Here is a 20205-nt window from a genome sequence, read left to right on the forward strand (position 1 = left end):
CTTCGAGGCACGGCACTGCGGGCAGCCCGCGGCGCGGGTCAGAAGAGCGGCTCCGGCAGTACCCCTTCGAGGGCGAGCAACTGGCGTTTGGTCTCCCGCCCGCCCCCGAACCCGCCGAGGCCGCCGTCGCTCTCGACCACGCGGTGGCAGGGCACGACCACCGGCAGCGGGTTCGCACCCATCGCCATCCCCACGGCCTGGGCCGCGCCCGGCTGACCGACCCGGCGGGCCAGGTCGCCGTACCCCACCACGGCGCCGTACGGCACTCCGGAGTCCAGCGCGCGCAGCACCTGCCGGTTGAAGCCGGTGATCAGGGACCAGTCCAACGGCAGCGTGAAGCCGCGCAGCTCACCCGCGAAGTAGGCCGCCAGCTGGCGTATCGCCTCGGCCAGGACCGGGGCGTCCGGCGCCTCGACAGGCTCCGTGTCGAACCGGGACGCCAGTCGCGCCAGGGCCTTGTCGCGCACGGCCTCCGTTGCGTGGAACACCACGTTCACCAGGCCCTCGCGCGTCGCGGCCAGCAGCAGGGGTCCGATGTCCGTGGCGACCACGGTCCACACCAGGTACTGCTCGTCCTGCCCGTCACTGTTCATGCGCCCACGGTACGACCCGCCACCGACAGAGCCGCCGTGGGCGGGCGCCGGGCGGCCGGACACACGGGCGCCGCGGGGTCAGCTGGCCGTGACCGCCCGCCGCACCACGTCGGGGACGTTCGTGATGACACCGTCCACGCCGAAGTCGTCCACCCGCCGGGCCTCGTCCGCTTTGTTGACGGTCCAGGCGAAGACCCTCATCGGCTTGTCGTGCGGCCCCTTGAGCGCGTGCACCGCGGAGACATAGCCGGGCCAGAGCTTGGTGTGCTCCCCGTTGATCTGGTCGGCGAACCGGGAGTACGCCTGCAGCTCCGACACCGGCGGCGTGCCCAGGTAGGCGGTCATGATCGGCGGCCGCAGGTCGTGGACCGTGCGCACACTGGCCGCGCTGAAGCTCTGGACGATCAACCGGTTCCCCAGATGGCCGGAGTCGAGCCAGCCCTCCTTGTCCAGCAGGGCGAGGGTCTGCCGCTCGATGCCCGGGTACAGCTCGGGATTCTTGATCTCCAGGACCAGGCTCTGGTGGTTGTGCGACAGGCGCTCCATGTACTGCCGCAGTGTCGGCACACGCACACCCGCGTACCGGCGGCCGTACCAGCTTCCTGCGTCCAGGCGCGCGATCTCCTTGGCGGTGAAGTCCTTCACCCGCCAGGGCGCCCGGTGCGGGAACAGCTTCTTGACGTCGGTCGTCCGGTCCAGCGTGGCGTCGTGGATCACGACGAGTCGGCCGTCCTTGGTGCGCTGCACGTCGTTCTCGACCCAGCCGAAGCCCATGGCGGCCGCCCTGTCGATGGCGGCCAGGGTGTTCTCGGGCGCATAGCCGGAGGCGCCGCGGTGGGCCACGACGACCAGTCGGTCGCTGCCGTCGGCACCCGCGTGCGGCGTCGGCAGGATGGGGATGCCGATTCCGAAGAACGCGATGGCCGTGGCGGTGACTGCAACGCGCGCGTGCATACGTACTCCTCGCCTCGAGGTGGTCACTCAGAGCATCAGAGTGGCGGCAGAGAGTCAAGTAAGTGACGGAACGAGGCAGGCGCAGTTGGGCAGGCGTTACCCAGAAGTGCTCACAAGCGCCGCACAAGTGCGGCAGCGTCGTGCTTCTTTGCCGGAAAATCGTTCGTCCGTTCCGGTGGGAGTCATACTCTCTGCCACAGCCCTGACCGTCGTCGCGGTCCTGGGGATGGGGGGCATTTCCGGATTTTCAGGGACGTACAGGGTGAGGAGGGCCGCCGCGTATGCAGGGCACCGTCGACGGCTTCAGCTACGGATTGGTCACCCCGGTGGTGGCGTACCTCATGGCCTGCCTCGGCGGCGCGCTCGGTCTGCGCTGCACCACGAGATCGATGCTGGTGGCCCAGTCCTGGCGGGCCGGATGGCTCGCCCTGGGGTCGGCCGCCATCGGGTCCGGCATCTGGACCATGCACTTCATCGCGATGATGGGGTTCACCGTCCAGCAGACCCCGATCCACTACGACAAGGCGATCACGTTCGCGAGCCTCGCCGTCGCCATCGTCATGGTCGGAGTCGGCGTCTTCATCGTGGGGTACCGGGGCGCGACCGGAGTGGCGCTGTTCACCGGTGGCACCGTCACCGGTCTGGGCATCGCCTCGATGCACTACCTCGGTATGGCCGGGATGCGTCTCAACGGCATGCTGGAGTACAACACCGTCACCGTCGCCGCGTCCGTCGTGATAGCGGTCGTTGCGGCGACCGCCGCCCTCTGGGCCGCCGGACAGATACGTGGCTTCCTCTGGAGCGTCGGTGCGAGCCTCGTCATGGGACTCGCCGTCACGGGCATGCACTACACGGGCATGGCCGCGCTCAGTGTCCATCTGCACGGCATCGGGGGAACCCCGGACGGCGAGAAGCCCGCCGCCCTGCTCGCCCCGATGATGATCGGCCCGCTGGCCTTCCTGTGCCTGGCCGGCGTCGTCGTGATGTTCGACCCGCTGATGGTCATGGGCAAGCCCGACTGGACGCCGGTGGAGCGCAAGCCCGGGATCCCGGCGCACTCGCAGGTGACCCACACCGGAGGGCGCCCGTCCTACCACCCCCGCCGGCGCACCGCACAGCGGAACTTCCGGACCCCGCAGAACCGGTGACCGCCCCCGTTGTCAGTGCGGGGTCGTACGGTGGAGAACATGCGGCCCGTTTCCCAGATCGAACGCTCGGTGGCGCCCTTCGAGGTCGTCAGCTCCTACCAGCCCAACGGTGACCAACCCACGGCCATCGCGGAGCTCGACAAGCGCATTCGCGCAGGTGAGAAGGACGTGGTCCTGCTGGGCGCGACCGGCACCGGTAAGTCCGCGACCACCGCGTGGATGATCGAGAAGCTCCAGCGCCCCACCCTGGTGATGGCCCCGAACAAGACGCTGGCCGCCCAGCTGGCCAACGAGTTCCGCGAGCTGTTGCCGAACAACGCGGTCGAGTACTTCGTCTCGTACTACGACTACTACCAGCCCGAGGCGTACGTCCCGCAGTCGGACACCTACATCGAGAAGGACTCCTCGATCAACGAGGAGGTGGAGCGCCTGCGCCACTCCGCGACCAACTCGCTGCTCACCCGGCGTGACGTCATCGTGGTCGCCTCGGTCTCCTGCATCTACGGCCTGGGTACCCCGCAGGAGTACGTGGACCGGATGGTCACCCTCAAGGTCGGCGACGAGATCGACCGCGACCAGCTGCTGCGCCGCTTCGTCGACATCCAGTACACGCGCAACGACATGGCGTTCACCCGAGGCACCTTCCGGGTGCGCGGCGACACCATCGAGATCTTCCCGGTCTACGAGGAGCTCGCCGTCCGCATCGAGATGTTCGGCGACGAGATCGAGGCCCTCTCCACCCTCCACCCGCTCACCGGCGAGGTCATCAGCGACGACGAGCAGCTGTACGTCTTCCCCGCCTCCCACTACATCGCGGGACCCGAGCGCATGGAGCGGGCGGTCAACGGCATCGAGAAGGAGCTGGAGGTGCGCCTGGCCGAGCTGGAGAAGCAGGGCAAGCTCCTGGAGGCCCAGCGGCTGCGCATGCGCACGACGTACGACATCGAGATGCTCCGCCAGATCGGCACCTGCTCCGGCGTGGAGAACTACTCGATGCACTTCGACGCCCGCGAGCCCGGCTCCCCGCCGAACACCCTGCTCGACTACTTCCCGGAGGACTTCCTGCTCGTCATCGACGAGTCACACGTCACGGTGCCGCAGATCGGTGCCATGTACGAGGGCGACGCCTCCCGTAAGCGCACCCTGGTCGAGCACGGCTTCCGCCTGCCCTCCGCCCTGGACAACCGCCCGCTGAAGTGGGAGGAGTTCCAGAAGCGCATCGGCCAGACGGTCTATCTCTCGGCGACCCCCGGGCAGTACGAGCTCTCCCGGTCCGACGGCCAGGTCGAGCAGATCATCCGCCCCACCGGACTTGTCGACCCGGAGGTCGTGGTCAAGCCCACCGAGGGCCAGATCGACGACCTGGTGCACGAGATCCGCAAGCGCACCGAGAAGGACGAGCGTGTCCTGGTCACCACGCTCACCAAGAAGATGGCCGAGGACCTCACCGACTACTTCCTGGAACTCGGCATCCAGGTGCGCTATCTGCACAGCGACGTCGACACCCTGCGCCGGGTCGAGCTGCTGCGCGAACTGCGGGCCGGTGACTACGACGTCCTGGTCGGCATCAACCTCCTCAGGGAGGGCCTCGACCTGCCCGAGGTCTCGCTGGTGGCGATCCTCGACGCCGACAAGGAGGGCTTCCTGCGCTCGGGGACCTCCCTCATCCAGACCATCGGCCGTGCCGCGCGCAACGTCTCGGGTCAGGTCCATATGTACGCGGACAAGATCACTCCGGCGATGGAGAAGGCCATCGAGGAGACCAACCGCCGCCGCGAGAAGCAGATCGCGTACAACAAGGCGAACGGCATCGACCCGCAGCCGCTCCGCAAGAAGATCAACGACATCGTGGCGCAGATCGCCCGCGAGGACGTGGACACGGAACAGCTGCTCGGCACCGGGTACCGCAAGACGAAGGACGGCAAGGGCGCCAAGGCCCCCGTCCCCTCGCTCGGCGGCCAGACGGCGAAGGGCGCCAAGCCCGCCAAGGGCAAGGCGAAGGAGACAGTCCCGACCGACCGTCCGGCGGCCGAACTCGCGGAGCAGATCGAGGAGCTGACGGCGCGGATGCGGGCCGCGGCCGCGGATCTGCAGTTCGAGATCGCGGCCCGGCTGCGCGACGAGGTCTCCGAGATGAAGAAGGAACTGCGTCAGATGAGGGAGGCGGGCCTGGCCTGATGGCCCCGCCCCCCCGTGGCGGACCCCGGAATGTGCGCGATGTGTTGCAAGACCGACACAAAGCGCGGTCCGGGGTTCGTCACTGTCAGTGCCGCTGCGTAGGGTTTTGGCATCCGCGGATTCCGCGGCCACAGGGGACGGTTCGAGAGGGGAACGGCGTGACCGTCAACATGACCAAGGGGCAGGCCATCAGCCTGCAGAAGAACGACGGAGGCACGCTGACCGCGGTGCGCATGGGGCTCGGCTGGCAGGCCGCCCCCCGGCGCGGGCTGTTCGGTTCGCGCACCCGGGAGATCGACCTCGACGCGTCCGCCGTGCTCTTCGCGGACAAGCAGCCCATCGACGTCGTCTTCTTCCGCCACCTGGTGAGCGACGACGGATCCGTGCGGCACACGGGCGACAACCTCGTCGGCGGTGCGGGACAGGGCGGCGACGACGAGGCGATCCTCGTGGATCTCCAGCGCGTGCCGGTCCACATCGACCAGATCGTCTTCACCGTGAACTCGTTCACGGGCCAGACGTTCCAGGAGGTGCAGAACGCGTTCTGCCGTCTGGTCGACGAGACCAACGGCCAGGAACTGGCCCGTTACACGCTGGCCGGCGGGGGCGCGTACACGGCGCAGATCATGGCCAAGGTGCACCGCCAGGGCGGGGGCTGGACCATGACGGCCCTTGGCACCCCGGCCAACGGCCGTACCTTCCAGGACCTGATGCCGGCGATCCTGCCGCATCTGTAGTCCGGGCGCCGGGCACACAAAGCGACACAGGGGGACGAGGCGATGACGGCCGAGCTGGTCCGGGGGCAGAACCATCCGCTTCCGCACGGCCGCCTCGAGGTCCGGGTGTCGGCCTGCACACCGGTCGTGGCCGGGGCCACGCTCGCCGATGCGCAGGGCAGGGTGCCCGGCGTCGAGTGGGTGGCCCACCCGGGCGCGCCCACGCTGCCCGGCCTGGAGGTCTCCCGGCAGGCTGCGGCCGACCACCGGCTGGCGTTCGATCTGGCCGCGCTGCCGGAGAGCGTGCACCGGGTCAGCGTGCTGCTCGCCCTGCCCACGGGGACCGGTGGACCGGCGCGGTTCGGGGGCCTCGCCGCCCCCGTCGCCACGGTCACCGGGATCGACGGCTCAGGGGTCGCGCACTACACCATGAGCGGCCTGGACGCCGAGTCCGCGGTCATCGCGCTGGAGCTCTACCGCAGGCAGGGGGCCTGGAAGGTCCGCGCGATCGGCCAGGGGTATGCGGGCGGGCTCGCCGCGCTCCTCGCGGACCAGGGCCTGTCCGAGGCCGAGCCTCTCGCCGGCGGGATCAACGAGGCGGTGGTCCAGGGTCTGGCCCGCTCGATCGCACCGCCACCGCCGCGCCTCCCGGACGGCGACCGCACCCGGCAGACGGCTGCCCCTGCGGCACCTCAGGGGGCGTCCGGCGCCGTACCGCCCCACCAGGGTCCGCCGGGCGTGCCGCGGCAGGGATCCCCGCACGACGCCACCGGCTCGCCCGGCCTGGTTCCGCAACCGGCCTCCGGCGGCCCGATCGACTATGTGCACCCCCGTCGGGGCGGTGCGGCACCGCCGACGCCCCCGCCGACCGCGCCCGGGACCCCGCCGGGGCAGCCCCCGCAGCCGGTCGCGGGCGACGCCACCGGCTGGTCCATGGAGGAGCGGCTCTACAACCAGGTGTGGGGCATGTTCGAGGACCTGGCGCGCACGGCTGCCGCGTACCGCAGTGCCGTCGACTTCGCGGACTCGCGCCTGGAGCGGGAGCTGGACAGGACGCTGGCGGATCCGCGCAACCGGATCGGCGGGCAGGGCGACGCGGCGTGTGAGGCGGCCCGGAGCAGGCACACTGGACTCCTCACGCAGGCCAGGGCCTCGCTCGACCGTGACCTCACCCAGCTCGACGCGGAGTCGGATGTCGTCGAGCCGGCTCTGCCCCCGGCGTTCGCGGGCTGGGACAGCCCGGTCTGGCACGGGTACCAGGTGCCGACGGAGATCCCCATGGCTGTGCGCCTCGGAGACCTGCACCTCCCCGAGAGCGAGGCTCTGCGCATCCCCATGCTGGTCAGACTGCCGTTGCAGCGCGGGCTGTGGATCGACAGCGGCCGCTCGGGATCCCTCGACCTGCTGGTGGACTCCGACGAACTGCGCGGACTCGCCATGGAGACGGCGGTGGTGCACGCGGCACGGCTGCTGGCGGTGTACCCGCCCGGCGAGTTCGCGGTGCAGGTGATCGACCCGGCGGGCTCGGGCGCATCGGCACTTGCGCCTCTGGTGCGGTCCGGGGTGCTCGTCGAGCCGCCGGCTGTCGGCGGCGCGGGCGTCGCCGACATGCTGACCCGGCTGACCCAGCGCGTCGACCTGCTGCAGATGGCCGTGCGCGGCGGCGCCTCGGAGGCTCTGCCGCCGGGTCTCGACGCCGCAGGACGTCTGCTGATCGTCCATGACTTCCCGCACGGTTTCGACGACCGGGCGGTGACCCAGCTGCGCTATCTCGCGGACGAGGGCCCGTCCGTCGGTGTGCAGCTGATGATGGTCGCCGACCGGGAGGACGCCGCCGCCTACGGTCCGCTGCTCGACCCGCTCTGGCGCTCACTGCTGCGGCTCACCCCCGTTCCCGACGACCACCTCGTGGACCCGTGGGTCGGCCATGCGTGGACGTACGAGCCGCCGCGGGTGTCCCGGGGCAGCCAGGTACTCACCCAGGTGCTCAGCCGGGTCGCGGAGTCCCGCAGCGCCTGGGACCACTGACGGGCCTCCCGTTCCTCAAGGATAGGTAAAAGTATCCTGAGCTGGTAGTTTGGATCTTTCTTTACTTTTCTCTTTACCTTTACTTGGTGATTCGGGTACTGTCTTTCCCACGGAGGGGAGTACTCCTTGTCTGCTGCGGCGCACCCGTCAGTACGGATCAGGCCAGATCCCGGGGCGCCGGCCCGTAGGTACCGGACGCATCGCGCGTCCCGGGCCTCGGGTGGAAGAGACCTCCGGTAGCGACGACGCTGAAATCCGCCGTGACGTACTGCCGGAGGCGCAGTGAATGTTTCTCTGACCCTGTGGGTCCTGACGATCGTGGGCCTCGCGGCCCTCATCGCGGTCGACTTCTGCATCGGCCGCAAACCGCACGACGTGTCGATCAAGGAAGCCGGCATCTGGACGATCGTCTGGATCGCCCTGGCCGGACTGTTCGGCCTGGGTCTGCTCGTCTTCGGGGGCGGTCAGCCGGCCGGAGAGTTCTTCGCCGGCTTCATCACCGAGAAATCGCTCAGCGTCGACAATCTCTTCGTCTTCGTCCTGATCATGGCGAAGTTCGCGGTGCCCTCGCAGTACCAGCAGCGCGTGCTTCTCGTCGGCGTGCTCATAGCCCTGGTCCTGCGGGCCGCGTTCATCGCCGCGGGCGCCGCGATCCTCGGGTCCTTCTCCTGGGTCTTCTATCTCTTCGGCGCCTTCCTCATCTGGACCGCCTGGAAGCTGATCCAGGAGGCCAGGACCGGCAAGGAGGAAGAGGAGGAGTACGAGGAGAGCAAGCTGCTGAAGGCAGTCGAGCGCCGCTTCGGTGTGGCCGACCGGTACCACGGCACCAAGCTGTGGATCCGGCAGCACGGCAAGCGGGTCATGACGCCGATGCTGGTCGTGATGCTGGCGATCGGCACCACGGACGTGCTCTTCGCCCTCGACTCGATCCCCGCCATCTTCGGCCTGACCCAGGATCCGTACATCGTCTTCACGGCCAACGCGTTCGCGCTGATGGGCCTGAGGCAGCTGTACTTCCTCATCGGCGGCCTGCTCAAGAAGCTGGTCCACCTCTCCTACGGCCTGTCGATCATCCTCGGCTTCATCGGGGTCAAGCTGGTGCTGCACGCGCTCCACGAGTCCGGTGTGCGCGTCCCTGAGATCTCCATACCGGTCTCCCTGGGCGTCATCTGTGTCGTGCTGGCCGTCACGACGATCACCAGCCTGACGGCCTCCAGAAAGCGAGAGGCGGTCGAGGCGGAGGACGAGGGCGGCGAGCGCGCACGGAAGGACAGCGTCGAGACGTGATGAGCCCACGAGAGCGAAGCAGTCGGCCGGCAGGGATGCGCGGCGCGGCGCCGCGCATCCCCACGGCGGGCGTCGGGCGGCGCGGTGGGGGCCTGACCCGGAATGCGGGCCCTGTACGGGTCTGCGACGGTCGTTAGCATGGTCGTCCGGTTCCGATCACTCCCGGCGCGCTGGCCGGCCGTCGTGCCGGTGGCCGCGGTGGTGCTGCTGGCCCTCACCTGGGGACGCGCTCTGCCCGGCGGGGGCGTGGTCCTGGTGACGGTGATCCTCGCGGGATCCGTCCTTGCGGCGGTCCACCACGCCGAAGTGATCGCGCACCGGGTCGGTGAGCCCTTCGGGTCGCTCGTCCTCGCCATCGCGGTCACGGTCATCGAGGTCGCCCTGATCGTCACCCTCATGGCCGACGGCGGAGCCAAGAGCGCGACCCTGGCCCGCGACACGGTCTTCGCGGCGGTGATGATCACCTGTAACGGCGTCGTCGGCGCGAGCCTCCTGGTGGCCTCGCTGCGCCACCGGATCGCGGTCTTCAACCCCGAGGGGACCGGAGCCGCGCTCGCCACCGTCGCGACCCTGGCGACCCTCAGCCTGGTTCTGCCGGGGTTCACGACGAGCAAGCCCGGTCCGCAGTTCTCCCCGGCCCAGCTCACCTTCGCCGCGCTCTCCTCGCTCATCCTGTACGGGCTGTTCGTGACCACCCAGACGGTGCGCCACCGGGACTACTTCCTCCCGATCACCCGGCAGGGAGAGGTGATCCGTGCGGACGAGCACGCCGACGCGCCGTCCGCCCGTGCCGCCGCCCTCAGCCTGGGCCTGCTCACGCTGGCCCTCATCGGGGTCGTCGGACTCGCCAAGGGTGTCTCGCCCGCCATCGAGTCCGGAGTGGCGGCGGCGGGCATGCCGCAGTCCGTCGTCGGGGTGGTGATCGCACTGCTGGTGCTGCTGCCGGAGACCATCGCGGCCCTGCGGTCGGCACGCCGCGACCGGGTCCAGACGAGCCTGAACCTGGCCCTCGGCTCGGCGATGGCCAGTATCGGCCTGACCATTCCAGCCGTCGCGCTCGCGTCCGTGTGGCTGTCCGGACCGCTCCTCCTCGGCCTCGGCCCTCTGCACATGGTGCTGCTCGCCCTGACGGTGGTGGTGAGTTCGCTGACCGTGGTGCCAGGGCGTGCCACCCCACTGCAGGGCGGTGTGCACCTCGTGCTGTTCGGGGCGTATCTGGAGTTGGCGGTGAGCCCGTAGACGGCCCGGCGCCCACGACCGGCGGACAGGCCGGCCTGCGGGCGCCGGTGGACTTTCGTCCGCTCAGCCGGGCGCGGGTTCCGTCACCGGGACAGGCCCGGGAGCGGTCTCCGGCAGCAGCGCGAAGCACCCCAGACTGACCAGGGCCACGGCCGTCAGATAGGCGCCGACCCCCCAGGGCACCCGGCCCCCGTACCCGGCCAGCGTCGTGGCCACGATCGGGGTGAGGGCGCCGCCGAGCACCCCTCCGAGGTTGTAGCCCACGGCCGCGCCCGTGCACCGCACCCGGGGTTCGTACAACTCCGGCAGATACGCGGCGGTCACGGCGAACATCGTGATGAAGGCGAGCATCGCTCCCAGGAACCCCAGGAACATCAGCACAGGCTCGCCCGTGGCCAGCAGCGCGACCATCGGAAACATCCACAGGGCGACCCCGGTGCACCCTGTGAGGCACAGGGACCGCCGCCCGTAGTGGTCCCCCAGGAGGGCCGCGAGGGGCGTCAGGGCGCCCTGCACCAGGACCGTGGCCATGACGCACGTCAGCATGACCGGACGGCTCACGCCGAGCCGCTCCGTCGCGTACGCCAGGGACCACGTCGTCACGGAGTAGAAGACCGCGTACCCCACCGCGAGCGCGCCGGCCGTGAGCAGCACCAGCCTCCAATGGACACGCACGACCTCGGCGAGCGGCACGCGCGCGTGGTCGTCGATCTCCAGGAAGAGCGGACTCTCCGTCACCGAGGAGCGCAGCCACAGACCCGCTGCCGCCAGCAGCCCCGCCGCCCAGAAGGGGATCCGCCACCCCCAGGAGGCGAACTGCGCGTCCGACAGCGTCGTCGACAGCCACAGCACCATGCCATTGGCCAGTACGAACCCCAGTGAGGGGCCCACCTGGGGAAAGCTCGCCCACAGGGCGCGTCGGCCGGGCGGCGCGTGTTCCATGGTGAGCAGCACCGCACCGCCCCACTCCCCGCCGAGCCCGAGCCCCTGCAGAAAGCGCAGTACCAGAAGGAGCACGGGCGCGGCAGTGCCGATCGTGCCGTACGTCGGCAGACAGCCGACCGCCACCGTCGTGGCGCCGGTCAGAATCAGGGAGGCGATGAGTACCGGCCGTCGTCCGCGCCGGTCCCCGATGTGCCCGAACAGCACCGAACCGAGCGGACGGGCCAGAAAGCCCACCCCGAAGGTGCCGAAGGCCGCCAGCGTGCCCCCCAGCGGCGAGAAGGTCGGAAAGAACAGAGGCCCCAGGACCAGGGCGGCGGCGGTCCCGTAGACGAAGAAGTCGTAGAACTCGATGGCGGTCCCCGCCAGGGAAGCAGCCGCGAGCCGCAGCAGGGAAGGCGCCCTCACATTGCGTGCATGATGCATGCCGCTTCAATTACCCACCGTGATCGGCGGTTACGGGGGCGCACGGGGGCTCGGTGCACGACGTGACAGGAGGGGGCGTACGCCCGGGGCCGCGGGGTGATCAGTACGCCACGGTGATGCGCCGGGCGGTCGTGATAGACCGGGGCTGAGCAACGGTCCTGCGTGGACCGGTGGATCCGAACCGACCGGAGGAACCGTGCCCCGTACTCTCGCCAACGCCGCGATCATGGTCCTCAACGGCCCCAACCTGAACCTCCTCGGACAGCGTCAGCCGGAGATCTACGGCTCCGACACGCTCGCGGAGGTCGAGGCGCTGTGCGTGAAGACGGCGGCCGCCCACGGGGGCACGGTGGACTTCCGGCAGTCCAACCACGAGGGCGAACTGGTGGACTGGATCCAGGAGGCGCGGCTGAACCACGCGGGGATCGTGATCAATCCCGCCGCCTACTCGCACACCTCCGTCGCGATCCTGGACGCGCTCAACACCTGTGACGGACTGCCGGTCGTGGAGGTCCACATCTCCAACATCCACCAGCGCGAGCAGTTCCGGCACCACTCGTACGTCTCCCTGCGCGCCGACGGCGTCATCGCCGGGTGCGGTGTGCAGGGTTACGCCTTCGCGGTGGAGCGGGTCGCGACGCTCGCGGGGGCGCGGCGCACGGAGGCGTGACGCCCCGTCACCGGACTTGAGCGGAGAGGTCCAGTCCGGTTGTCAGTGGCAGGTGCCACGCTCGACTCATGAACTTCTTCGACGGATCGACCGCGCCGGAACCCCCGCACCGGGCGCGGTCCCAGAGCGAGCAGGGCTTCCTCGTCGCCACGAGGCCGGGGGAGATCATCACCACCGTCGTCGGTCCCGCCGGGCGCTCCGACGACGGGCCGGCCGATCCGCCGCGCCCCGATCCCGACCGCGACGACTCCACCAGCGCGCGGTCGCGGGGCCGCCGCGGCGATGGACGGAGATACCGGAGGGCAGCCCGCTGCTGGCCTGAGTCCGGGTGGCGAGGCGGGGCGACCGGCCTTCGGACACCCGTACCTCAGAGCCGCCCCGCCTCCACGATCCGGCTCAGAAAGCGCCGGGTGCGCTCCTGCCGGGGATCGCCGAAGACTTCCTCGGCCGTGCCCCGTTCCAGGACCACGCCGCCGTCCAGGAAGCAGATCTGGTCCGCGACCTCACGGGCGAAGCCCATCTCATGGGTGGCCAGCACCATGGTCATGCCCTCCTCCTTCAGGTCCCGGACGACGGCGAGGACCTCGCCGACGAGCTCCGGGTCGAGGGCGGCGGTGATCTCGTCCAGGAGCAGCAACCGGGGGCGTACGGCCAACGCGCGTGCGATCGCCACCCGTTGCTGCTGGCCGCCGCTCAGCCGGTCCGGGTACTCGCCCGCCCTGGTCCCGAGCCCGAGGCGGTCCAGCAACCCTCGGGCGTGCTCCTCCGCGGTGGCGCGGTCCACGCCGTGCACCCGGCGCGGGGCGAGGGTGATGTTCTCCAGCACGGTCATGTGGGGGAAGAGGTTGTAGGCCTGGAAGACCACGCCGATCCGGCGGCGTACGGCGTCCTGATCGATCCGCGGGTCGGTGATCTCCTCGCCGTCCAGCCAGATGGCGCCGTCGTCGATGTCCTCGAGGAGGTTCGTACAGCGCAGCAGCGTCGACTTGCCGGAGCCGGAGGCGCCGATCAGTGCCGTCACCGAGTGCGGTGCGACCTCCAGATCGACGTCCCGCAGGACGACCGAGCCGCCGAAGCTCTTGCGCACCGACTCCATGCGCAGCACGGGGGAGCCGGGGGCCTCGGAGTCCTCGGCGGGGCCGACCGAGGGGAGGATGTCGCTCATGGATTCCCTCCCTGCGCCCGCTGCCGGTCCATCCGGGCGGTCACCCAGTCCGTGAAGCGGGTCATGGGGATGGTCAGCGCCACGAAGACGAGCCCCGCGACGATGTACGGCGTGTAGTTGAGACTGCGGCCCACGATGATGTCCGCTGCCCGCACCGCGTCCACCGCGCCGCCGATCGAGACGAGTCCGGTGTCCTTCTGCAGCGACACCAGGTCGTTGAGCAGGGGCGGCACCTGACGCCGTACGGCCTGCGGAAGCACGACGTAGCGCAGTGCCTGGCGGTTGGTGAGACCGAGGGAGCGGGCCGCGGCCCGCTGCGAGGGGTGGATCGACTCGATACCGGCGCGGAACACCTCGGCGACGTACGCGGAATACGTCAGGGTGAGCGCCGTGCCGCCGAGCAGGACCGGGTCCACGGTCACGCCCTGCAGGCGCAGCGCGGGCACGCCCAGCACCACGATCATCAGGTTGATGATCAGGGGCAGTCCGCGGAAGAAGTCCGTGTAGGCGGCGGCCATCACGCGCAGCGGGAAGAACACCGGCCCGCGCAGTGTGCGGGCCACCGCGATCAGCATGCCGAGGACCAGGACGGCGACCCCGCACACCAGCAGCAGACGGACGTTCAGCCACAGACCGTCGAGGACTTTCGGGAGGGCCTCGCGCGCATAACGCGTGCTGAAGAACGTCTCCTTGGTACGCGGCCAGCCCGGCGCGTCGACGACGATCAGATAGAGGACGGCGCCGGTGACGAGGGTCGACACGGCGGCGACGGCGGTGGCGCGGCGGGCGCGGGCACGCTTGTACCTTTCGCGTTCGATCCGCCGCTCGGAGGGGACGTATGCGTCGTCCCCGCCGGCCCTGTCCGCCGTATCGTCCGCGACCGCCCCATCGCGCTCGCCGGATCCGTCCCCGGACTCCTCCTCGATGACGGTCACTTGAGCACCGGGGCGTCGACGGCGTCGGACAGCCACTGCTTCTCGAGCCTGGCCAGGGTGCCGTCCTTGCGCAGGGCGTCCACGGCGGAGGTCACGCACGGAGTGAGGGCGCTGCCCTTGTCCAGGACGAGCCCGAACTGCTCCGGAGTGTCGCCCTGGTTCTCGAACTGACCGACGATTTTCGCGTCGGTGACCTCGGCCGCGGTGATGTAGAAGGCGGTCGGCAGATCGGTGACGACGGCGTCGACCTGACCGTTCTTCAGGGCGGACTTCGCCTGGTCGTTCTTGGCGTACGCGGCCGGCTGCCGGGTCGGCTTCACCACGTCGGTGATGTAGTCGAGGCTGGTGGTGCCGACCTGGGCGCCCAGCCTGAGAGCCCTCAGATCCGCGATGCTCTTCGCCTGCGCGGCCTTGGACCCCTTCAGGGCGATGACGGCCTGGCGGACGTCGTAGTAGCCGGACGAGAAGTCCACGGCCTGCTTGCGCTCGGTGCTGATCGAGACCTGGTTGATGTCGAAGTCGAAAGTCTTCTCACCAGGCGCGAAAGCCTTGTTGAAGGGGACGGACTGCCAGACCACGGCGCTCTGGCCGTAGCCGAGCCGCCCCGCCACCGCGTAGGCCACCGCCGACTCGAAGCCCTTGCCGTCGGACGGCTTGTCGTCCTTGAACCAGGGTTCGTACGCGGGCTCGTCGGTCGCGATGGTCAGCCTTCCCGAGGTCTTGGTGGCCAACTCGCCCTGCGCACAGGTGCCTGCGGCCGTCCCGGAAGCCGTGGCGGAAGCGTTGCCCTCCGGCTGCGGGGCGCATCCCACGGCGAGGGCGAGCAGGGCGACGGTGGCGCCGGACGCGGCGCGGCGCAGAGCGCGTTGGACACGGTGCATGGCGGGAGAGTGGCAGCGCTGCACACGGTTTGTCGAGGTCACGCGGGCAACTGTCCGTATGGTGGGAACGGGTGTTGCAACGATGTGAACGCTCAGGCGGTGGGCGCGCGCCGGGGCCGCCGGCCGAGGGCGGGAGACGAGGGACCGGCGGCCCGTGCCGCGCAGGAGCCGTCGTCCTGAGCGGGGCTGCGCTTCAGTTGACCGCATCGACGTCTGCGCCGGGAGCGCGCGCGGGGGACCGGCGTGTGCGAACGGTTCACACGGGGCGCGTGCGCCCGGCCTTGCGCGCCGGGCGCGTTGCGGGGTTTGCGTTCACCACCCTCGCGCGTGCCACTCCGGCAGGTGCGGACGCTCGTCGCCCAGTGTGGTGTCGTTGCCGTGCCCGGGGTAGACCCAGGTCTCGTCGGGAAGCACGTCGAAGATCTTCGTCTCGACGTCGTGGATCAGGCTGGCGAAGGCCTTCGGGTCCTTGTGTGTGTTGCCCACGCCGCCCGGGAAGAGGCAGTCGCCGGTGAACACATGGGGGTGTCCGTGCGGGTCGTCGTAGACGAGGGCGATCGAGCCCGGTGTGTGGCCCACGAGGTGGCGCGCAGTCAGCTCCACGTGTCCCACCCGGATCGTGTCGCCGTCGTCGACGGCCACGTCCGTCGGCACGGGAATGCCCTCGGCGTCGTGCCGGCCCGCGTACGTCCGCGCGCCCGTGGCCGCCACGACCTCGGCGAGCGCCTGCCAGTGGTCCCCGTGCCGGTGAGTGGTGACGACGGACGCGATGCCGTCGTCACCGATCATGCCGATGAGCGTCCTGGCGTCGTTGGCCGCGTCGATCAGCAGTTGCTCGTCCGTGGCCCGGCAGCGCAGCAGATAGGCGTTGTTGTCCATCGGGCCGACCGCGATCTTGGTGATCATCAGGTCCTTGAGCTCGTGCACATCCGCCGGGCCGCCGACCGTCACCTGTCCGCTGTACGTCATGGCGGCAGCCTATAGCCGTGACGGGGCCCAGGGGGCGTCGGGCTACAACGGCGGAAGCGTCGGCAGCGGCCCGCCCTCGACGTGCAGCGTGGCACCGTCGTTACGGCCCGCGAGCCAGCCGAGCAGCACCGGCGCGGGTCCGTGCACCGTGACCTCGGGCTCGGCCGCCTCCCGGCCCGTGCTCCACGCGCGCGTGCCGTCCGTGACACGGGTGTGCGGCACCTCGGTGAGCCCGGTGAACCGTTCGGTCAGGAAGACGATCTCGCGCTCGACGAACTCCGGCGACAGGTCCTGAAGCTCGTAGCCGATCCCGAGGTCCACGTGGTGCAGCTCGACCTCGACCCACCGCCGGAACGGCACCCGGGCCGCCGCGTCGGTGACGCCGTTGCGCAGCTCCACCGTGCGTGACCAGTCCGCCGGCGCGTCCCCGGTCTTCTGGAACCGGTCCCCGCTCGCGCGCAGGTCGGCGAGCTGGACCTCCAGGGGGCGCGGGGCGTCCCGCTCGATGTCGGCGTCCCGCGCCTCACCGGAGACGTACATCGGACGCCCCTCCAGTACGTTCACGAGGGCGTCGGCATTGCGGGAGACATGGGCGAGGACATGGCCCCGGGTCCAGCCGGGCAGCCGTGACGACTCGGCGACCGCCGCGTCGTCCAGTCGGGTGACTGCGGTGAGAAGTCGCTCGGTGGCGTCATGTACAGACGCCAGGTCGCGCGCGTGATCCATCATGGGCCCGACCCTAGCCCGGCCACTCCTTCGGGTGAAGGAGGCGGACTCCGGCCGCAAATCGAATGCACGTGCTATATGGTCGAGTGCGACGTCGGGCATGCTGGATGGCCGGGGGTTGTTATCAACCCAGGAATCCGACCGGCGTTGTCAGTGGCTCCCCCTAGTCTGGGAAAGCAGCGGGGGCCCCGCCCCTGTCGCTTCTCTCAAGAAAGGTGCGGACCGGCGTGGCCGACCGTCTCATCGTCCGTGGCGCGCGCGAGCACAATCTGAAGAATGTCTCGCTCGACCTGCCGCGCGACTCGCTCATCGTCTTCACGGGCCTGTCAGGGTCGGGCAAGTCCTCGCTGGCCTTCGACACGATCTTCGCCGAGGGTCAGCGGCGCTACGTGGAGTCACTGTCCTCGTACGCCCGGCAGTTCCTCGGCCAGATGGACAAGCCGGACGTCGACTTCATCGAGGGCCTCTCGCCCGCGGTCTCGATCGACCAGAAGTCGACCTCGCGCAACCCGCGCTCGACGGTCGGCACGATCACCGAGGTCTACGACTATCTGCGACTGCTGTTCGCGCGCATCGGCAAGCCGCACTGCCCCGAGTGCCACCGCCCGATCTCCCGCCAGTCGCCGCAGGCCATCGTCGACAGGGTTCTCGAGCTGCCGGAGGGCAGCCGCTTCCAGGTGCTGTCGCCGCTGGTGCGCGAGCGCAAGGGAGAGTTCGTCGACCTCTTCGCCGACCTGCAGACCAAGGGGTACAGCCGTGCCCGGGTGGACGGCGAGACGATCCAGCTGACGAATCCCCCCACGCTGAAGAAGCAGGAGAAGCACACCATCGAGGTGGTCGTCGACCGCCTCACGGTCAAGGACTCCGCCAAGCGCCGTCTCACCGACTCCGTGGAGACCGCGCTCGGACTGTCCGGCGGCATGGTCGTGCTCGACTTCGTCGACCTCCCCGAGGACGACCCGGAGCGCGAGCGCATGTACTCGGAGCATCTGTACTGCCCGTACGACGACCTGTCCTTCGAGGAGCTGGAGCCCCGCTCCTTCTCCTTCAACTCGCCCTTCGGCGCCTGCCCCGAGTGCACCGGCATCGGCACGCGCATGGAGGTCGACCCCGAGCTGATCGTCCCGGACGAGGAGAAGACCCTCGACGAGGGCGCCATCCACCCCTGGTCGCACGGGCACACCAAGGACTACTTCGGCCGTCTCATCGGCGCCCTCGCGGACGCGCTCGGCTTCCGGACCGACATCCCCTTCGCGGGTCTGCCGCAGCGCGCCAAGAAGGCCCTGCTCTACGGCCACAAGACGCAGATCGAGGTCCGCTACCGCAACCGGTACGGCCGCGAGCGCGTTTACACGACGCCCTTCGAAGGCGCTGTCCCCTTCGTGAAGCGCCGCCACAGCGAGGCCGAGAGCGACGCCAGCCGGGAGCGCTTCGAGGGCTATATGCGCGAGGTGCCCTGCCCCACCTGTCAGGGCACCCGGCTCAAGCCGGTCGTCCTCGCGGTCACGATCATGGACAAGTCGATCGCCGAGATCTCCGCGATGTCGATCAGCGACTGCGCGGACTTCCTGGGCGAGCTCAGGCTCGACGCCCGTGACAAGAAGATCGCCGAGCGGGTCCTCAAGGAGGTCAACGAACGGCTGCGGTTCCTGGTCGACGTCGGCCTGGACTATCTGTCGCTGAACCGTGCGGCCGGCACCCTCTCCGGTGGTGAGGCTCAGCGCATCCGCCTGGCCACCCAGATCGGCTCCGGACTCGTCGGCGTCCTGTACGTCCTCGACGAGCCCTCCATCGGCCTGCACCAGCGCGACAACCACCGGCTGATCGAGACCCTGGTCCGTCTCCGCGACATGGGCAACACGCTCATCGTCGTCGAGCACGACGAGGACACCATCAAGGTCGCCGACTGGGTCGTCGACATCGGCCCCGGCGCGGGTGAGCACGGCGGCAAGGTCGTGCACAGCGGCTCCTTGAAGGGGTTGCTCGCCAACGACGAGTCGCAGACCGGACAGTACCTCTCGGGCAAGAAGTCGATCCCGCTGCCCGACATCCGGCGCCCGCGCGACCCGTCCCGGCAGCTCACGGTGCACGGCGCCCGGGAGAACAACCTCCAGGACATCGACGTGTCCTTCCCGCTGGGCGTGTTCACGGCCGTCACCGGTGTCTCCGGCTCCGGAAAGTCGACCCTGGTCAACGACATCCTCTACACCCACCTCGCCCGCGAGCTGAACGGCGCGAGGAACGTCCCCGGGCGGCACACGCGCGTGGACGGCGACGATCTCGTCGACAAGGTCGTGCATGTCGACCAGTCGCCCATCGGCCGTACCCCGCGGTCGAACCCGGCGACGTACACCGGCGTCTTCGACCACATCCGCAAGCTGTTCGCCGAGACCACCGAGGCGAAGGTCCGGGGCTACCAACCGGGCCGCTTCTCCTTCAACGTCAAGGGCGGCCGTTGCGAGAACTGCGCGGGCGACGGCACCATCAAGATCGAGATGAACTTCCTCCCGGACGTCTACGTCCCGTGCGAGGTCTGCCACGGCGCCCGTTACAACCGGGAGACCCTGGAGGTCCACTACAAGGGCAAGTCCATCGCCGAGGTCCTGAACATGCCGATCGAGGAGGCCATGCACTTCTTCGAGGCGGTGCCCGCGATCTCCCGCCATCTGAAGACGCTGCACGACGTCGGGCTCGGCTACGTCCGCCTCGGCCAGTCCGCGACCACCCTGTCCGGTGGTGAGGCCCAGCGGGTGAAGCTCGCCAGCGAGCTGCAGAAGCGGTCCACGGGACGCACGGTCTACGTGCTCGACGAGCCGACCACCGGTCTGCACTTCGAGGACATCAGCAAGCTGCTCACGGTGCTCGGCGGACTGGTCGACAAGGGCAACACGGTCATCGTCATCGAGCACAACCTCGACGTGATCAAGACCGCCGACTGGATCGTCGACATGGGCCCCGAGGGCGGCGCGGGCGGCGGTCTCGTGGTCGCCGAGGGCACGCCCGAAGAGGTCGCGGGGGAGCCGGCCAGCCACACCGGCAAGTTCCTGCGCGAGGTCCTCGGCGCGGACCGCGTCAGCGACGCGGCCTCGGTCAAGGCGCCGCGCAAGGCGGCGGCCAAGGCGGTCGCGGCCACGTCGACGGCCAGGAAGACGGCGACGGCCCGGACGGCGAAGAAGACCGCGCCGGCCAAGACCGCGAAGACCGTCAACAACACGGCGACCAAGAAGGCCGTCGGCGCCACGAAGAAGGCGGCACCCGCGAAGAAGACCACGCGGACACCCAAGGCCTGAACCCGCCTGACCCCTGTGTGAACCCGGCGCCCCGCGGATCTCCCCGCGGGGCGCCGCG

16 protein-coding genes are annotated in these 20205 nt (G+C 69.8%); 8 read left to right on the plus strand and 8 right to left on the minus strand.

Annotation, left to right across the window (positions count from 1 at the left end; all coding sequences use genetic code 11):
• Positions 1-38 precede the first annotated feature (38 nt).
• Positions 39-593: a methylated-DNA--[protein]-cysteine S-methyltransferase gene (locus tag ACFY2Z_RS02040; protein WP_390742233.1), complete on the minus strand. Its 555-nt coding sequence runs from the start codon at positions 591-593 to the stop codon at positions 39-41.
• A gap of 78 nt (positions 594-671) precedes the next feature.
• A complete protein-coding gene (locus tag ACFY2Z_RS02045; RefSeq protein ID WP_390742234.1) occupies positions 672-1547 on the minus strand; it encodes a glycerophosphodiester phosphodiesterase in 876 nt (291 codons plus the stop codon).
• Positions 1548-1828: 281 nt separating this feature from the next.
• On the opposite strand from ACFY2Z_RS02045, the gene ACFY2Z_RS02050 reads away from it, so the two are divergent.
• The 6 genes from ACFY2Z_RS02050 (at position 1829) to ACFY2Z_RS02075 (ending at position 10143) form a co-directional block, all read left to right on the plus strand.
• Positions 1829-2695: an MHYT domain-containing protein gene (locus ACFY2Z_RS02050; protein ID WP_390742235.1), complete on the plus strand. Its 867-nt coding sequence runs from the start codon at positions 1829-1831 to the stop codon at positions 2693-2695.
• A 39-nt stretch (positions 2696-2734) separates the two neighbouring features.
• Positions 2735-4873 (plus strand): excinuclease ABC subunit UvrB, encoded by a 2139-nt coding sequence (gene uvrB / locus ACFY2Z_RS02055; RefSeq protein WP_390742236.1) that lies wholly within the window; start codon positions 2735-2737, stop codon positions 4871-4873.
• 158 nt (positions 4874-5031) lie between these two features.
• The gene (locus ACFY2Z_RS02060) at positions 5032-5610 is read left to right on the plus strand and encodes a TerD family protein (RefSeq protein ID WP_311697090.1); all 579 of its coding nucleotides are present in this window, start codon (positions 5032-5034) and stop codon (positions 5608-5610) included.
• A 42-nt stretch (positions 5611-5652) separates the two neighbouring features.
• Complete coding sequence (locus ACFY2Z_RS02065; RefSeq protein ID WP_390742237.1) at positions 5653-7617, plus strand: TerD family protein; 1965 nt, start codon at positions 5653-5655, stop codon at positions 7615-7617.
• Positions 7618-7899: 282 nt separating this feature from the next.
• Positions 7900-8904, plus strand: a complete 1005-nt coding sequence (locus ACFY2Z_RS02070; protein ID WP_390742238.1) for a TerC/Alx family metal homeostasis membrane protein — start codon at positions 7900-7902, stop codon at positions 8902-8904.
• Positions 8905-9042: 138 nt separating this feature from the next.
• Complete coding sequence (locus ACFY2Z_RS02075; protein WP_390742239.1) at positions 9043-10143, plus strand: calcium:proton antiporter; 1101 nt, start codon at positions 9043-9045, stop codon at positions 10141-10143.
• 63 nt (positions 10144-10206) lie between these two features.
• Here the strand turns inward: ACFY2Z_RS02075 and ACFY2Z_RS02080 are convergent, their stop codons facing one another.
• The gene (locus ACFY2Z_RS02080) at positions 10207-11478 is read right to left on the minus strand and encodes an MFS transporter (protein ID WP_390742425.1); all 1272 of its coding nucleotides are present in this window, start codon (positions 11476-11478) and stop codon (positions 10207-10209) included.
• A 229-nt stretch (positions 11479-11707) separates the two neighbouring features.
• Between ACFY2Z_RS02080 and aroQ the strand changes: the two genes are divergently transcribed.
• Positions 11708-12181: a type II 3-dehydroquinate dehydratase gene (gene aroQ, locus ACFY2Z_RS02085; protein ID WP_390742240.1), complete on the plus strand. Its 474-nt coding sequence runs from the start codon at positions 11708-11710 to the stop codon at positions 12179-12181.
• Positions 12182-12548: 367 nt separating this feature from the next.
• On the opposite strand, the gene ACFY2Z_RS02090 is transcribed toward aroQ, so the two are convergent.
• The 5 genes from ACFY2Z_RS02090 to ACFY2Z_RS02110 form a co-directional block, all read right to left on the minus strand.
• Positions 12549-13346, minus strand: coding sequence for an amino acid ABC transporter ATP-binding protein (locus ACFY2Z_RS02090; protein ID WP_390742241.1), 798 nt, complete (start codon positions 13344-13346; stop codon positions 12549-12551).
• Complete coding sequence (locus tag ACFY2Z_RS02095) at positions 13343-14281, minus strand: amino acid ABC transporter permease (protein ID WP_390742242.1); 939 nt, start codon at positions 14279-14281, stop codon at positions 13343-13345. The genes ACFY2Z_RS02090 and ACFY2Z_RS02095 overlap by 4 nt, the downstream gene beginning before the upstream one ends.
• Positions 14278-15162 (minus strand): ABC transporter substrate-binding protein, encoded by an 885-nt coding sequence (locus tag ACFY2Z_RS02100; RefSeq protein ID WP_390742243.1) that lies wholly within the window; start codon positions 15160-15162, stop codon positions 14278-14280. The genes ACFY2Z_RS02095 and ACFY2Z_RS02100 overlap by 4 nt, the downstream gene beginning before the upstream one ends.
• 312 nt (positions 15163-15474) lie before the next feature.
• Positions 15475-16131, minus strand: a complete 657-nt coding sequence (locus ACFY2Z_RS02105; protein ID WP_390742244.1) for an MBL fold metallo-hydrolase — start codon at positions 16129-16131, stop codon at positions 15475-15477.
• A gap of 42 nt (positions 16132-16173) precedes the next feature.
• Positions 16174-16860, minus strand: coding sequence for a maleylpyruvate isomerase family mycothiol-dependent enzyme (locus ACFY2Z_RS02110; RefSeq protein ID WP_390742245.1), 687 nt, complete (start codon positions 16858-16860; stop codon positions 16174-16176).
• A 224-nt stretch (positions 16861-17084) separates the two neighbouring features.
• Here ACFY2Z_RS02110 and uvrA point away from each other — a divergent pair, with 224 nt between their 5' ends.
• The gene (uvrA, locus tag ACFY2Z_RS02115; RefSeq protein ID WP_390742246.1) at positions 17085-20147 is read left to right on the plus strand and encodes an excinuclease ABC subunit UvrA; all 3063 of its coding nucleotides are present in this window, start codon (positions 17085-17087) and stop codon (positions 20145-20147) included.
• Positions 20148-20205 lie beyond the last annotated feature (58 nt).

The sequence above is a fragment of the Streptomyces sp. NPDC001222 genome, assembly GCF_042896945.1.
Classification (GTDB): domain Bacteria; phylum Actinomycetota; class Actinomycetes; order Streptomycetales; family Streptomycetaceae; genus Streptomyces; species Streptomyces gibsoniae.